At 49.5% G+C, this 428-nt stretch carries 2 pseudogenes; one reads left to right on the top strand and one right to left on the bottom strand.

Annotated features, from left to right (window positions below):
* A pseudogene (locus IAE50_RS25715) lies at nt 1-150 on the top strand (hypothetical protein); the annotation flags it as partial.
* A gap of 33 nt (nt 151-183) precedes the next feature.
* On the opposite strand, the pseudogene IAE50_RS25710 reads toward IAE50_RS25715, so the two are convergent.
* A pseudogene (locus tag IAE50_RS25710) lies at nt 184-428 on the bottom strand (lytic transglycosylase); the annotation flags it as partial.

The following is a 428-nucleotide window of genomic DNA, read 5'->3' as shown; positions in this document are numbered from 1 at the left end:
CAGGAGAATCTGATCAAAGGTGGCGTGCGTGGCAGAACGGCGAAAGGAAAAAGAACCACGACGCGACCGGTGACCGGGATTGATGGCGACATCAGACTTAACCAGGCGCTGTGGAAAATGGCGGAAGAGTTTGCCCGGCTTAAAAGCTGAATAAAAAAACCCGGTTAACCGGGTTTTTTTATATCAGTCTCTCAGCGGCTGCGGCGTTATTTTTGCCGTCAGCTGAGATTCTTCGTCAGGTGCAGAACGCTGTTCAAGTATGGATTTTCTGGCCAGCAGAATGCGGTAAATATTTCTGATATCCTCGGCATAGGCCCGTCGCTGTTTGATCAGTTTTTTTGACGGCCCGGTATTATACATTCCCACGCTGTCCCAGTTTTTTTCCGTATGACCTGAAGTTATGCGCAAGAACCCATCCGCCGGTGTAA

Origin of the sequence: Kosakonia sp. S42 (assembly GCF_016624785.1) — a bacterium.
Classification (GTDB): domain Bacteria; phylum Pseudomonadota; class Gammaproteobacteria; order Enterobacterales; family Enterobacteriaceae; genus Kosakonia; species Kosakonia cowanii.
This window is presented reverse-complemented; position numbering and strand designations above follow the sequence as displayed.